Here is a 14,168-nt window from a genome sequence, read left to right as displayed (position 1 = left end):
CGTGCTCGTACTGATCGCGGCGACCGTGATCGTCACGGCCCTCATCTGCCACTACTGACCCAGACCGACCACACGGGGAGAACCGAACACGATGCGCAAAACCGCCGTAGCCGCCGCTCTGCTGGCCGCCCTCCCACTGACCGCCTGCCAGTCGACGGACGACGGAAAGAAGCCGGACGCCTCGGCCCCGTCCACCAGCGCGCCCGATGCTCCTGGTGCTCCCAAGGCCCCGGCCACCGGCGGGACCGGGCAGCCCGCGGCGAACCCGGAGCGGACCCCCGCGGGCAGTGGAAAGGCGCGCGACACCGGCACGGGCAGCGGCACGGGCAGCGGCACGGGCAGCGGCAGCGACCCGGCCCCCGTCACCACCGCCTGCGTCGGCGAGAACACCAAGGTCAGCGTCAGCCAGGTGAGCCGCCCCATCAACCACCTGCTGCTGACCCTGACCAACACCGGCTCCAAGGCGTGCAACGCGTACCACGCCCCGCTCCTCCGCTTCGACGACGCCCAGGCCCCCACGCGGGTCGTGGACGACAGCCGACCGCAGGCGGTCGTCACCCTCGCCCCGGGGGAGTCCGCGTACGCCTCGATCATCCTGTCCGGCGACAGCAGCGGCGAGAACGGGTATACGGCGAAGGCCCTCACCGTCCACTTCGCCCCGCGCAGCGGCTCCGGATCGACCGGAACGGCCGCCGACCGGCTGACCCTCCCCGCCGGCACGTACATCGACGACAACGCGGCCGTCAGCTACTGGCAGAGCGACATGTCCGACGCGCTCACCTATTAGGCCCTGCTGGACTCGGCCGGCACGGGTGTGGCCCCCACCGGATCCCCGGTGGGGGCTGCACCGCATCCCGTCACATCAGCGCGTGCGACGTTCTGCCCGAGGCCTCGTCGATCTCGACGTGGGCCTTCTGCAGCAGCTGCGAGGCGATGTCCATGAGCGCCCGTGCGCCCGCGATCTCCTCGCCGACCCGCAGCTGTTCCGAATCCGACGGGTGACGCTGGGCGTTGCCGTGGCCGCGTATTTCCGTGCCGTCGCCGAGCCTCACCATGGCGGCCGACCTGGTCCGGTCGCCTTCTTCCTGGAATTCCATCTCGATGTGCCATCCGACGAGAGTCTCCATGGCGGATCACCTCCAGTGGCACCGCTTCAAGCGGTACTCCCTCCAGAGTGCGCCGCCCGGGCGCCGACCACCACCCACTTACCGGATGGTGAGTACCCGACTTAATAGTCGGTACTTGTTCCTGTTTCTGCGCCCGTGATCGGGAGCGCGCCAGAGCGGGACCGGAGCGCGCCCGCCAAGCCGCCGCATCCCGTGGATCCAAGGAGCACACCCATGTCTGCCAGCACTTCCCCGGTCTCCGTCGTCGGCCTCGGAATCATGGGTACGGCCCTCGCCGCAGCCTTCCTCAAGGCGGGCCACCCCACGACCGTCTGGAACAGATCCGCCGCGAAAACCGGCCCTCTGGTCGCCCAGGGCGCACTGCCCGCCCGGAGCGCAGGGCGCCCAGTACCTCGACGGCGGCATCATGGCCGTGCCGCAGATGATCGCGGGCCCCCATGCGTACGTCTTCTACAGCGGCGGGACGCAGGCCTTCGAGACCCACCGGCCCGCCCTCGCGAGCGGCACCAAGTTCCAGGCGGTCCTGGACCGGCGATCGAACAGGGCCACGCGGCGGACGGCCTGTCCCGCATCGCGGACCTTCTCAAGAAGTAGCGCCGAACTCGCACCACACGATCTTGCCTGGATCGCGCTCGCCGACCCCCCACTTGTCGGCGAGCGCGTCCACGAGCATCAGCCCCCGCCCCGACTCCCCGTCCGGCTCACGGACGGACGGCTGCCCGTCGCCGCTGTCGTGCACCTCGACACGAAGGAGCCCGTCGCCGTACAGCCACAGCCGCAGCCGATAGCCACGGCCGGGTGGTACGCCGTGCACGAGTGCGTTGGTGGCCAGTTCGCTCACACAGAGCAGTACGTCGTCGGCCCGCGCGCCGAGGCCCCAGTCGGCGATGGTCTCGCGCACGAACTGCCTGGCGGCGGGCACGGACCGCCGCTCGCGACGGTAGAACTGTTCGCGCAGGGAGGGCTGTTGAATCACGTCATCCATGAAACGAGCGTCACTCCCCGTGACTAAGATGATGCAGTGCGTGCAGCCGTACAAGAAATCCGTACGGTCCCGAGTGCGTGACGTACGGATGTGGGTGGGGAGTTGGACGTGTATGCACCCCAGAAAGCGGCAGCGGAAGAACGCGTCGGCGATGAAGCTCGTGGGCGCGCAGTTGGCCATGTTCCGGGAGTTCGCCGGGCTGAGGCAGCGCGAACTGGCCGAGCGCGTCTGCGTACACGAGGAGACGATCGCATCGGTGGAGCAGGGCCGCCGCCCACTGAAGCCGGACCTGGCGAAGGTGCTGGACCGGGTCCTCGATACGAAGAGGGCGCTGGAGACGGCGGTAGACAACATGCCGGAGATTGACCGCTTTCCGGTCTGGGCCGCAGAGTTCATGGACGCGGAGCGCGAGGCAATCGCCGTGTCCTCGTATCAGAACCAGGTCGTGCCAGGCCAACTGCAGACCGAGAACTATGCCCGGGCTGTCTTCCGCAGCCGCATCCCGATCCTCGACGAGGATGAGATCACCAAGCGCGCCACAACCCGAATTGAGCGCCAGGAGATCCTGCACCGCAAGAACCCATTGAGCATCAGCTTCGTCATCTGGCAACCGGTACTCATGCTCCGCCTCGGAGACACGGAGACCTACGCGGAACAAATCCGCCACCTCCGTACCTGCGCCCAACTCCCCGGCGTCTCCATCCAGGTCATGCCGCTCGATCGAGGGTCCCACCCCGCTCTCGACGGCCCCTTCATCCTGCTGGAGACCGTGGATCACCAGTACCTCGCGTACGCCGAAACTCAGCGTGGAAGCCAGCTCATTTCGGACCTCGACGAGGTGAGCATCCTTTCCCAGAGGTATGCGATGCTGCGGACTCAGGCCCTCAACCAAGAGGACACAGTGGGCCTGTTGGGCCGTTTGCTAGGAGAGCAATGAGCATCGCACTGCACTGGTTCAAGTCCAGCTACAGCGGCAGCGACGGCGGCGACTGCCTCGAAGTCGCCTACGACTGGCACAAGTCCACGTACAGCGGCGACGAAGGAGGTGAGTGCGTCGAGGTCGCCACCCACCCCACCGCCGTCCACGTCCGGGACTCCAAGAACCCCGACGGCCCCGTCCTCACGCTGGATCCAGCCGCGTGGACCGCGTTCACAGTCACAATTTTGGACTAGACCAAGATTCTCATTGGTCTATACCTTGACTCGATCATGCCAACGCGCTTGAGTGAGCGGCACAACCCCCCACCACGGCATCGCCGTTGCTGTGAAGGAGTGAGCGAGTGCTGAGACAGCGCATCAAAATATGGCTGGTCGCGATCGTCGCCGGAGCCGGGCTGGCGGCCGGGCTCATCCCGTCCGCAACCGCAGCCCCCTCCGCCGCGGCGGACGCCTGCACCTCCGCGCCCAACTGGCAGCAGGGCGCCTGGTACGTCACTGGCAACGTTGTCAAATACACCGACGGCAAGTACTACATCGCCGAGCACGACAACCCGGGTTACGACCCGACGATCAGCACCTGGTACTGGAACCCGCACACCTGCAGCGGCGGCGGGAACCCCTCCCCGTCCGGCTTCGTGGTGAGTGAGTCGCAGTTCAACCAGATGTTCCCGAGCCGGAATTCGTTCTACACGTACAGCGGTCTGACCGCGGCGCTGAGCGCGTACCCGGGCTTCGCGAACTCCGGCAGTGACACCGTCAAGAAGCAGGAGGCCGCGGCCTTCCTCGCCAACGTCTCCCACGAGACGGGTGGTCTGGTCCACATCGTGGAGCAGAACCAGGCCAACTACCCGCACTACTGCGACTGGAGCCAGCCCTACGGCTGCCCGGCCGGCCAGGCCGCGTACTACGGCCGCGGGCCGATCCAGCTCAGCTGGAACTTCAACTACAAGGCGGCGGGCGACGCGCTCGGCATCGACCTTCTCAACAACCCGTGGCTTGTGCAGAACGACGCCGCGGTCGCCTGGAAGACCGGCCTCTGGTACTGGAACACCCAGAACGGCCCCGGCACGATGACCCCGCACAACGCGATGGTCAACCAGGCCGGCTTCGGCCAGACCATCCGCTCCATCAACGGCTCGCTCGAGTGCGACGGCAAGAACCCGGCGCAGGTGCAGAGCCGCGTGAACAACTACACGCAGTTCACGCAGATCCTGGGCGTGCCGACAGGTTCCAACCTGTACTGCTGACACCACCCCCCACACAGACCGCGGGCCGGGGAGAACGCTCCCCCGGCCCGCGGTCAGCCATGTGAGCCCCATTTCGCGCCACAGTCACCGTGGCCACTCGCTGTTCACGCGCCCCCAGGCAACCAGAAGGATCTTCTCCCCGTCCTCCGGGATCGAGAGGCACCCGGGCCCAACCGGGCGCCCCACCCGGGGGGTTGAGGAGAGAGAAGTTGATACGTGCCCGGAGAGTGTGGGCCACCGCGATAGCGGTGCTCACGGTGGCGGGGGTGTCGCCGGCAGTGGCTTACGCCCAGCCGCAGCCACCCCACGTCACGCCCGTCTCGGCCGCGAATGACGATGACCTGCCGCCCGGCTGGCAGATCACGAACACCAAGGGGGAACAAGCCCTGGAGTGGCGTTCCCCGCGCCCGGTGCCGGTGGGCGACGCGCGCGTGGAGTTCCACGCCGACGGCAAGCTGGTCGGCGTGCCCGAGCCGGAGAAGGACGGCCGGACCTTCCGACTGCCACTCTCCGACGCGCGCACATCGGATCTGGCGGACCTACAGGTGCTGGCGGCCGGCCGGCGGCTGGACCAGAAGGCAGACGGCGCTCGTGACCGGCGCTCCCCTTCCGCCGCGAAACCGCCTGCCAAGCTCCCGGCCGGCTCCGTCGACCCGGGCAAGCCCGGCGCGTACCGCACGGTCACCGGCGAGTACGCGCTCGACTCGATACGCCTGCCCGGCCTCTCCGCGCCCGTCGAGATGCGCGGCGTCGTCGTCGCACCGAAGGACGCCAAGGGCAAGCGTCCGGTCGCACTGTTCCTGCACGGCCGGCACAGCACCTGCTACGTCCCGGGCAGCGACCAGCCGGACATCGACTGGCCCTGTGCCAAGGGTGCCAAGCCGATCCCGAGCCACCGGGGCTATCTGCGCGACCAGGAACTGCTGGCCTCCCAGGGCTATGTGACCGTGTCGATCTCCGCCAACGGCATCAACGGCCAGGACGGGAACATCGAGGACGCCGGCGCGCAGGCGCGCTCCTCCCTGGTGCGCACCCACCTGGCCCGCTGGGCGGACTGGGCCGCCAAGCCGGCCACGGCACCGGCGGCCGTACGCAAGGCGCCGAAGGCCGACCTGTCCCGCGTCCTGCTCGTCGGCCACTCGCGCGGCGGCGAGGGTGTCAACCGTGCCGCCATGGACAGCCTGTACCCGCCCCCGCCCGCCCAGGACGGCTACCGGGGCGCGGTGCGCTGGCACATCCGCGGGACCGTGCTCATCGGGCCGACGATCTTCGGCCACAACCCGGTGCCGGACGTTCCGTCGCTGACGATCCTGCCGGGCTGCGACGGCGACGTCTCCGACCTCCAGGGCCAGGTGTACGCCGACGGCACCCGCGGGGTCAGCACGGGCAAGGCCCTGCACAGCGCGGTCTACATGGTCGGCGCCAACCACAACTACTTCAACAGCGAGTGGACGCCGGGCCAGGCCCAGGCTCCCGCCAATGACGATTTCGGGCAGGACCCCGAGCACCCGGACCCGGTGTGCTCGCCGGGCACCGCGACCCGGCTGACCGCCGACCAGCAGCACAAGGCCGGCGCCACCTACATCGCCGCCGCGGCCCGGCTGTTCGTCGCCGGTGACGACCGGGTGCGCGAGCTGGTCGACGGCTCGGGCCGCCGGGCCCCCTCCGCCGATCCCGCGCGGGTGCTGACCCACGCGGTCGGCGCGAACCGCGGCGCCGGGTTCCTGCCGGACAGCTCGGTGAAGGTGACCGGCGGACGGCTGTGCTCCGCGATCGATCCCGACCCGAAAACCGGCTGCCTGGACTCCGCGGCGGGCGGCTCATCGCCGCACTTCGCGTACTGGCAGCCGGAACGCGAGACGGGCCGCCGGGCGGTCGCGATGCGCTGGACCGCGCCGGGCTCGGCGGTGACGGTGCGCCCGGAGAAGCCTCTCTCCGTCAAGGATGCCAAGAGCCTCGCGCTGCGCGTGTTCGTGCCGCAGAACTCCACCGGCACACAGCTCGACGTGTCCGTCACCGACGCCTCCGGCAAGCGGGCCAATCTCGGCCGCGTACAGGTGGACGGCCTGCCGGGCAGCGACCGCACCGCCTCCTACTGGGCGCGCGAGGTGCGCGTACCGCTCACTGCCGCCACTCGCGCGGGCCTCGACCTGCGCCGGGTCGCCTCCCTGGAGCTGACCCCGCGCACACGTTCCGGACAGGCATGGCTGATGGACGCCTGGGCGTGGAGCCCCGGCACCCCCGCCGTGAAGGAAGCCTCGCTGCCCCGTGTCGACATCGGCCGTCTGAAGGTCAAGGAGGGCGACTCGGGCGTCCGCACGTACAAGGTGCCCGTCCGCGTGTCCGGGAAGGGCAGCGGCACGGTCCGGCTGTACGTACTCGACCCGGCCACCGGTAAGGCGAAGGACCGGCTGGTGACAGTGCGGCCCGGCGGCAGCGTCGACGTGACGGTGCAGGTGAAGGGCAACAAGCGGTACGCCTGGGACGTGTCCCACGACGTGCTCGTGAAGGCGGTCCGCGGGACCGTCGTGGGCTCGCACGCCGGCGGGGTCACCGCCGAGAACGACGACCCGATGCCCGAGATCACCGTGAAGCCGGTCGCCGACAAGGTGACCGAGGGGCAGCCCCTGAAGTGGCAGGTTTCCCTGTCCGCGCCCGCCGACGTGGACATCTCGAAGACGCTGGCGTTCGTCCCTGTCCCGGGCCGTAGCGAGCTGTCCGCCAAGGACGTCGACCGGCAGTGGCTGCTCGACCTGATCGGCCATGTCCCGGACGGTGAAGTGCCGCTGTCCCAGCTGGAGTACGCCTACCTGTGGGTGTCCGTACCGGCCGGGAGGACGAGCGCGGAAGTCGCCGTGCCCACGGTCCGCGACCAGGTGGCCGAACCGACGGAGTACGTCGGCCTCCAGTCCATCGACGACGAGGACAAGCCGGAGGGCCCGGTCCTGACCGGCACGGTGCTCAACGCGCCTTAAGCCGTGTTGGCCACGCGGGCGTGAACCGGGACCCCCGGTTCACGCCCGCGTTGGCTTCCTTCGTCAGCGACCCGCGCCGATCCCCCGCGCGACCTCGGTCGCCCAGTAGGTGAGGATCATGTCCGCACCGGCCCGCTTGATGCCCAGCAGCGTCTCGGCGATCGCCCGGTCCCGGTCGATCCAGCCCTTCTCGGCGGCGGCCTCGACCATCGCGTACTCGCCGCTGATCTGGTACGCGGCGACCGGCACGTCCACGGATTCGGCGACCTTCGCCAGCACGTCGAGGTACGGCCCCGCGGGCTTCACCATCACCATGTCGGCGCCCTCTTCGAGATCGAGCGCCAACTCGCGCATGGACTCACGGAGGTTGGCGGGGTCCTGCTGGTAGGTCTTGCGGTCGCCCTTGAGCGAGGAGCCGACGGCCTCGCGGAACGGCCCGTAGAACGCTGACGAGTACTTCGCCGTGTACGCCAGGATCGACACGTCCTCGTGGCCGGTCTGGTCCAGCGCATCGCGGATGACGCCGACCTGACCGTCCATCATCCCGCTGGCCCCCACGACATGGACGCCCGCGTCGGCCTGGACCTGCGCCATCTCGGCGTACCGCTCCAGGGTCGCGTCGTTGTCGACGCGGCCCTCGGCGTCCAGCACGCCGCAGTGGCCGTGATCGGTGTACTCGTCCAGGCACAGGTCCGACATGATGACGAGCTCGTCCCCGACCTCGGCCTTCACATCCCGGATGGCGACCTGCAGAATCCCGTCCGGATCCGTCCCCGCGGTCCCGGCGGCGTCCTTCTTGGCATCCTCCGGCACCCCGAAGAGCATGATCCCGGCGACCCCGGCCTCACGGGCCACGACGGCGGCCTTCCGCAGGGTGTCGCGCGTGTGCTGCACGACGCCGGGCATCGCGGAGATCGGAACGGGCTCGCTGATGCCCTCCCGTACGAAGGCGGGAAGGATGAGATCGGCGGGGTGCAGCCGGGTCTCGGCAACCATCCGCCGCATCGCGGGCGTCACGCGCAGCCGCCGCGGCCGCGCGCCGGGAAAGGATCCGTACGCAGTCATGGCGGCAACGCTACGCCGGGTGGAGGGGGCCCGGTGCCGACAGGGTGTCGGCGCGGGTGCGGTGGCCGGATACTCAAGCCTCGCCGGCGTTTGAGGCGCGGGGTCTGGGGCGGAGCCCCAGTTCGGGAAGGGGCGGGTAGGGGAGCAAGCCCGCCGCAGGCGCGCCCACCCGCACCGCCCCGCCTCACCGCCGCGCCCAACCGTCCACGACCACCGAAATCGCCCCCGCCGCCTCATCCAGACCCGCCGCATCCGCCCGCGCGCTCGCGTTCAGCTCCACATGGAGAAAGCGACGGTCCTCCCTCGCCGCCACCCGCCCCTGCACATTGTCCGATCCGGACAACTCGCACTCCCGCTCCCAGGCCCGGCACACCTCAAGACCCGCCGCGCGGAACACCTTCGCGAGCCGCCTGCCGTCCTCGACCGCTCCGCCCCCCGCGCCGGTGGAGACCACAGCGTCGTACCGCGGGAAGGACTCGTCCGCGAAACCGTGGAGCTGCACCCCCGGGAGTCCTCGACCCATCAGCTCGGCCACGATCTCGTGGAAGACGGAGTCCGTACGGTGCGCGACGTCGGCGGCATCTCCCTTGCCCGCCGTACGGTGCGCCCCGGCCAGCACCATGACGCCGCCCGGGGAGTTCCGCAGCACCCGGACGCCCAGCCGCTCCGTGTCAGCGTCGGCGATCGGATGCGGGACCTGGACCGACCAGCGTGGCGGCGCGCCCAGGCCGACGTACACCCGGCCCCAGCCCCGGTTCGTACCGTCGGTGCGGGTGACCGCGTCGGACACCTCCGCGAAGTGGCGTCCGCTTGCGCCGTCCGTGAACTCCTTCACGACGAAGTCCACTTCGGCGAGCCGGGTGCGGGCCTCGTCCTGCTTGCCGTCCAGCAGGAGCGCGACGCCCTCGCTGACGGTCCGCCGTTCGTCCCGCGTGGGGATCCGGTATCCGCCCCGTGAACCGAACCCGGTCGTGAACCGGGTGATCCGGTCCTCCAGATCGACGTCCGCGACGGGCACGGCCCGTTCGGCTTCGTGCTTGTCGCCAGATGGTTGTACGGCGCCTTGCGTGATACACGCCACTATGACGCAAAAGGAAGCGCCTACTCCAAGAATTACGCCAATCGTTATCCGTTGTGCAAGCGATGTGGTCATAGGCAGATGAAAATAGCCTAGTGATGAAGACTGCCGTCCCACGCGCCTCCGCCCGCACAGGTGACACCCCTTCGAGGTGTACGTCCCTGACCGGCTGCGGACCCGGCGCGCCCGACGGCACCGGATCCGGTTCCCGGCCTCCGGCAGGTCCGCTCGGATGACAGGCCCCGGTGCGCACCGGCGGACACGCCGCGCGCGGCACCGCCGGGCGCCGTAAGGCCGCGCCACAGCACTCACGCATCACGCACACACGTCCAGATGACACCCGCATGCCCGTCCACCAAGCCTGCTCCGGAGCCCCCGTGGCACCGGAGCGTTCAAAAGGGAGCCTCCGTTGGCCGCGTCGCGCACAAAGCGACGGCACAGAGTCCGCCGCAGGGCAGACATGTCGCTACTGGGCGGGATACGGCCCCCCATCGCCATGCTGTCCGTCCTGTTGCTCTGCATCGCCGCCCTTACGGCCTTCCAGCTCGGACGCGCGGGCGAGGATCCCGTTCCGGAGGCGGTAAGCACCTCGCAGCAGCACTTCGCCGAGGACGGCGCCATCGCGCTCCGTGCGTCCCTGGACGCGAGCATCACCGACCTGAGCCGCACCGCCGCGATGTTCAACGCGGGTGATCCCGTCTCGGCCGACACCGTGCTCGACAAGCTCAGCAGCATCTATCAGAAGTGGCGCGGCACCGCCGTCATCGAGATCAAGTCGGGACGACTCGAGGCCCAGCGCGGGGAGAACCTGCCGCTGACGGCCGTCGACCGGACAAAGCTCGGCGACGAGGACGGTCTGAGCCCGCGCATGGTCCGGCTCGAACACGGCGGGACGCGACTGCTCACCTTCGCCGTCCTGTCCTGGCCCGACCGGCCCCAGCAACTGCTGATCGCCTCCAGCAGCCTGAAGTTTCCCGGCGTGAGCCTCGGCGACGACCGCGCGATCGCGGTGGTCGACTCCTCCGGGCAGGTCCTCAGCAGCGACGGTCTCCCCAGCCCCGGCCGCGGAGCCTCCGCCAAGGCCAAGGCGGACGCCGCTCGGACGGGCAAGGACCTCGCCGCCTTCGCCGAGACGGCGGCGGGCAAGGCCCGTCAACATCCGCTCAAGTCCAAGGCTCCCGGTTCCGGCGGCTTCCCCGGCGTCAGCGGGAGCCTGCTGGGCGACGCCCACGAAACGGAGCGCCCGGTGGCCGGCTACGCGGCCCTGACCGGCCCGGTGCCCGGCGAGGGCACCGAGTCGACCGGGCTGGGCCTCACCGTTGTCTCGCTCGTCGACGTCCCCGAGAACGGGTCCGCCGCGCTCGACTCCTTCTTCTGGATCTCCGCCGCCGGCGCGCTGCTCCTCATCGGCGCCCTCGCCGTCGCCCTGCTGATCGGCACCGTCCAACGGCCGCTGCTGCAACTCTTCCTGGAAAGCCGCCGGCTCAGTCGCGGCGACCTCACCCGCCCGGTGACTCAGCCCAAGTACGGCGAGGCCTCCCGGGTCGGAGCCGTACTGGAGCGGCTGCGCCGCCAGCTGCTCTCAGAGCCGGCCCAGGACCAGGGGCTCCCCGAAACCCGCCGCGGCCGGCGCGGCAGAATCGGTATGCGCGCGCTCGTCGCCGTCTGCGGCGTCCTGCTGCTCGTGTGGTCGGCCCCGCTCGTGCTGCTGCTCAACAGAGCCGGAGATTCCGTCGCCGTGCCGAAGTCGATCGTCCACGACCAGCGGGAACGCACCGACACCCTGGCCGACCGGGTCCGGCGTGCGCTCAACGAGGGCCACGCCGACCTGACCTTGGTGGCGTCATTGCTCGACGGCCGCACCACCCCCGCCGCCATGACGGAGTCCCTGGAGCAGACCCGTAGACAGCACCCGCACTACACATCGATATACGTGCTCGGGGCGGACGGCACCATCGTGGCGGAATCCGGTTCCGAGCCCCGCCACCCCCGTGGCAAAGGCCCGTCGGCCGAGCCTGTCGTCCTGCTCGGCGAGGGGGGCAACGAGCCGGTCATCGTCGAGTACGCCAAAGCCTCCGGTCTCAAGGGCGCGGCCGTCGTCGGCGAGCTGCGCATCGGCTATCTCAACGCGCTGCTCAAGCGGCCGGGCCTGGGCCAGATTCGCGTCGTCGACGAGAAGCACCGGGTGATCGGCGCCAACAGCGGCTACCTGGCCTTCGAGAAACTGCCGGGCAAGATCGACGCTCTGGTGACGAAGGCGAACCAGAAGGCCTCCGGCAAGAACAGCAAGGACAGCAAGGACAGCAAGGACGGCGGCGAGGACGCGGACAACTCCCGTCCGAGCGCCAGGGTCATCCGCAGCGGCGGCGTGACCATCGCGGCCGCCGCCGCGTTCGACGGCGGCGGCGCCGCCGGGCCGCTCCGCTGGACCGTGGTCAGCTGGCAGCCCGCCAAGGGCCTGGCGATCCCCGCGTACGACGCGCAGAACCGCACCGTGCTGGCCGGCCTGCTCGGTCTCACGGCCGCCACCGCCTGCCTCGGCTGGCTGCACATCATCGTCGTACGGCCACTGCGTGAACTCGCCCAGCGGGCCGAAGCCCTCGCCGACGGGGACCGGCGCACCGTCATGTACCCGCGCCATCACGACGAAGTCGGCGCCGTCACCCGCAGCCTGGAAGTCATCCGCCAGCAGCTGCACGAGCAGCGCAAGCGGGACGTCGGCGGCAGCGCCGGCCGGTCCGGCAGCTCAACTCCGGTCGGAAGGACCTGAACCGCCGTGCTCTTCCTCTATGCCGTACTCGTCGTCTGCTGCGCGATCATGCTGATCGCGGGCATCGTCGAACAGCGGCGGCACTTCGCAAGCCTCGACCAGATACCGACGCGGGTGCTGGTCAACGGCATCCGCGGCAAAAGCTCCATCACCCGTCTGTGCGCGGGCGCGCTGCGCGGCGGCGGACTGACGACGGTCGCCAAGACCACCGGAACCGCTGCCCGCTTCATCCACCCCGACGCAACCGAGGAGCCGGTCTACCGCAAGTTCGGCATCGCCAATGTCGTCGAACAGATCGGCATTGTGCGGCGCGCCGCCTCCTACCGGCCGGACGCACTGGTCATGGAGTGCATGGCGGTCATGCCCGCGCTCCAGGAGATCAACCAGTCCAAGCTGATCCAGTCCACGATCGGCGTGCTGTGCAACGTCCGCGAGGACCACGTCGCCGAGATGGGCCCGACCCTCGACGACATCGCGCGCTCGCTGTCCCGCTCGATGCCGCACGGCGGTATCTGCGTCACCGCCGAGAAGGACCGTTTCCACGTCCTGCAGGAGGAAGCCGACAAGCGCGACTGCCGGCTCATCTACGCGGACCCCGAGATCGTCACCGACGAAGAGCTGCGCGGCTTCAGCTGGTTCACCTTCAAGGAGAACGTGGCCATCGCGCTCACCGTCGCCGACCTGCTCGGCGTCGACCGCGACACGGCGCTCCAGGGCATGTACGACGCCCCGCCGGACCCGGGTGTCCTCTCCGTCGAGCGCTACATCGCCCCCGGCGGCAAGCGGCTGCGCTTCGCCAACGTCTTCGCGGCCAACGATCCCGAATCGACGCTGATGAACATCAACCAGCTGCTCGACGTCGGCGCGATCAACAGGCCGCTGAACGTCGTCATCAACTGCCGCCCCGACCGCGTCGAGCGCAACGGCCAGATGGGCCAGATCATCCCCGATCTCCAGCCCGACAAGGTGTTCGTCATCGGCCACCCGGCCAAGAGCGCCATCGACGCCATTCCCGCCGAATGGCGTTCACACGCCGTCGACCTCGGCGGGGACTCCCGCGACGGCGAGGAGTTCATGCTCGAACTCCTCGGCCGGCTCGGTGAGAACTCCTCGCTCGTCGCCATCGGCAACATTCACGGCCAGGGCGAGGTCCTCCTCGAGCACCTCGCGGAGCTGCCGCCCGACGAGGAGACGGACCAGAGCGGCACGGACCGGGCGGGCATCGCGGACAGCGCCGGCGACAGGACCGAGCCCACTCGCCACGACCAGACCGTGGCTCTGTACGTCAAGCACCTCGACCCGTACGCGCACCTGCCCGCAGCCGAGGAGGGCCGCCGAGTACAGGCCAGGCCCGGCCCGCGGCATCCCGAGGCGTTCCCGTACCAGCACCCGCAGCAGCCCCCTTCGATCCCCCAGCAGTGGCAGAACCCAGGAGAGCCCCGTTGATCCCCGCCGTCCTCACCCCCGAGATCGCCGCGATCGGCATCGCGCTGGGCCTGCTGTTCTCGCTCCTGTGCTACCTGACGACGAACCTCTCTCCCGGCGGCATGATCACGCCGGGCTGGCTGGCACTCACCCTGATCGAGGACCTGCAGCGCGCCGCGCTCGTCGTCGGCGTCACCGTCCTGACGTACGTGCTCACGCTGCTCACCCAGCGCTTCGTGATCCTCTACGGCAAGCGGCTGTTCGCAGCGGTGGTGCTCATCGGCGTTCTGCTTCAGGCGACCGTGGTGATCGTGCTCCAGATGGAGTTCCCGCTCCTGTACGCCAACCAGACCCTCGGTTTCATTGTGCCCGGCCTGATCGCCTATCAGCTGGTGCGCCAGCCCAAGGGCGCCACGCTGCTCGCGACGGGATCGGCGACGCTCACGACGTACGTCGTCCTCACCGCGGGAATCCTGCTCGGCCTCATGCCGCACGCGTGACGCACACCTGACGCACGCATGACGCCCCTTCCGTCGACCGACCCACTCGGAGCAAGC

At 69.7% G+C, this 14,168-nt stretch carries 12 protein-coding genes and 1 pseudogene; 9 read left to right on the top strand and 4 right to left on the bottom strand.

All coding sequences use genetic code 11. The annotated features are described in order from the left end of the window. Positions 1-91 precede the first annotated feature (91 nt). Positions 92-787 (top strand): DUF4232 domain-containing protein, encoded by a 696-nt coding sequence (locus SLUN_RS22900; protein ID WP_108151184.1) that lies wholly within the window; start codon positions 92-94, stop codon positions 785-787. A gap of 70 nt (positions 788-857) precedes the next feature. On the opposite strand, the gene SLUN_RS22895 is transcribed toward SLUN_RS22900, so the two are convergent. Continuing rightward, the gene (locus SLUN_RS22895; protein WP_108151182.1) at positions 858-1,127 is read right to left on the bottom strand and encodes a DUF1876 domain-containing protein; all 270 of its coding nucleotides are present in this window, start codon (positions 1,125-1,127) and stop codon (positions 858-860) included. A 213-nt stretch (positions 1,128-1,340) separates the two neighbouring features. On the opposite strand from SLUN_RS22895, the pseudogene SLUN_RS42420 reads away from it, so the two are divergent. Beyond that, positions 1,341-1,629: pseudogene (locus SLUN_RS42420) on the top strand (NAD(P)-binding domain-containing protein); the annotation flags it as partial. Positions 1,630-1,710: 81 nt separating this feature from the next. On the opposite strand, the gene SLUN_RS22885 reads toward SLUN_RS42420, so the two are convergent. Then, positions 1,711-2,112, bottom strand: a complete 402-nt coding sequence (locus SLUN_RS22885; protein ID WP_108151178.1) for an ATP-binding protein — start codon at positions 2,110-2,112, stop codon at positions 1,711-1,713. Positions 2,113-2,224: 112 nt separating this feature from the next. On the opposite strand from SLUN_RS22885, the gene SLUN_RS22880 reads away from it, so the two are divergent. From SLUN_RS22880 to SLUN_RS22865, 4 genes are all read left to right on the top strand, one after another. Continuing rightward, positions 2,225-3,049: a helix-turn-helix domain-containing protein gene (locus tag SLUN_RS22880; RefSeq protein WP_170146599.1), complete on the top strand. Its 825-nt coding sequence runs from the start codon at positions 2,225-2,227 to the stop codon at positions 3,047-3,049. Continuing rightward, positions 3,046-3,285, top strand: a complete 240-nt coding sequence (locus SLUN_RS22875; protein ID WP_108151173.1) for a DUF397 domain-containing protein — start codon at positions 3,046-3,048, stop codon at positions 3,283-3,285. Before SLUN_RS22880 ends, SLUN_RS22875 begins: the two co-directional genes overlap by 4 nt. Before the next feature lie 107 nt (positions 3,286-3,392). Next, a complete protein-coding gene (locus SLUN_RS22870) occupies positions 3,393-4,298 on the top strand; it encodes a chitinase (protein WP_108151171.1) in 906 nt (301 codons plus the stop codon). A gap of 209 nt (positions 4,299-4,507) precedes the next feature. Beyond that, the gene (locus SLUN_RS22865) at positions 4,508-7,273 is read left to right on the top strand and encodes an alpha/beta hydrolase family protein (RefSeq protein WP_108151169.1); all 2,766 of its coding nucleotides are present in this window, start codon (positions 4,508-4,510) and stop codon (positions 7,271-7,273) included. 63 nt (positions 7,274-7,336) lie between these two features. On the opposite strand, the gene hemB is transcribed toward SLUN_RS22865, so the two are convergent. Further along, entirely contained in the window at positions 7,337-8,338 is a 1,002-nt protein-coding gene (hemB, locus tag SLUN_RS22860) for a porphobilinogen synthase (RefSeq protein ID WP_108151167.1), read from the bottom strand. A 184-nt stretch (positions 8,339-8,522) separates the two neighbouring features. Continuing rightward, complete coding sequence (locus SLUN_RS22855; protein WP_108151165.1) at positions 8,523-9,356, bottom strand: hypothetical protein; 834 nt, start codon at positions 9,354-9,356, stop codon at positions 8,523-8,525. A gap of 520 nt (positions 9,357-9,876) precedes the next feature. On the opposite strand from SLUN_RS22855, the gene SLUN_RS22850 reads away from it, so the two are divergent. Genes SLUN_RS22850 through SLUN_RS22840 form a run of 3 tightly spaced genes read left to right on the top strand, consistent with a single transcriptional unit; the run spans position 9,877 to position 14,111 of the window. After that, a complete protein-coding gene (locus tag SLUN_RS22850) occupies positions 9,877-12,186 on the top strand; it encodes a cache domain-containing protein (RefSeq protein WP_108151163.1) in 2,310 nt (769 codons plus the stop codon). A gap of 6 nt (positions 12,187-12,192) precedes the next feature. After that, on the top strand, positions 12,193-13,632 hold the full coding sequence (pgsB, locus tag SLUN_RS22845; protein WP_108151161.1) for a poly-gamma-glutamate synthase PgsB: 1,440 nt from the start codon (positions 12,193-12,195) through the stop codon (positions 13,630-13,632). Then, positions 13,629-14,111 carry a poly-gamma-glutamate biosynthesis protein PgsC/CapC gene (locus SLUN_RS22840; RefSeq protein ID WP_108151159.1) on the top strand — a complete coding sequence of 161 codons (483 nt, stop codon included), beginning with the start codon at positions 13,629-13,631 and terminating at the stop codon, positions 14,109-14,111. The genes pgsB and SLUN_RS22840 overlap by 4 nt, the downstream gene beginning before the upstream one ends. Positions 14,112-14,168 lie beyond the last annotated feature (57 nt).

It is taken from the genome of Streptomyces lunaelactis (assembly GCF_003054555.1).
Classification (GTDB): Bacteria; Actinomycetota; Actinomycetes; order Streptomycetales; family Streptomycetaceae; genus Streptomyces; species Streptomyces lunaelactis.
This window is presented reverse-complemented; position numbering and strand designations above follow the sequence as displayed.